This window comes from Bradyrhizobium sp. Ken01 (assembly GCF_055807355.1).
This window is the reverse complement of sequence record NZ_JBVVPC010000325.1, coordinates 1-230: the sequence shown is the minus strand read 5'-3', so window position 1 is coordinate 230 and position 230 is coordinate 1. Positions and strand designations below refer to the sequence as shown.

1 protein-coding gene is annotated in these 230 nt (G+C 67.8%); it reads left to right on the top strand.

The window, feature by feature from the left end; translation table 11 throughout:
• A partial coding sequence (locus AC0L3S_RS39825) for a hypothetical protein (RefSeq protein WP_473285470.1) occupies positions 1-230 on the top strand: 230 nt, incomplete at both ends.

Below are 230 nucleotides of genomic sequence, written 5' to 3'. Positions count from 1 at the left end.
ATCGCCGATGCGACGCTGACCTTTTCGCCTGGCGAAACCACCGCCACCGGCACCATGGCGGTGCCGTTCGAATTGCGCAACGACTTCGCTTCGATCGCGCTCGACGGCGAGCGGCAGGCCGGTGCGGTGCGCGTCCTCGACGAAAGCTCCAAGCGTCGCCGCGTCGGGCTGCTGTCGCAGGCCGAGGCCGACCAGGCGCAGCCGCTTTTGTCGCCGCTCTACTACATCAG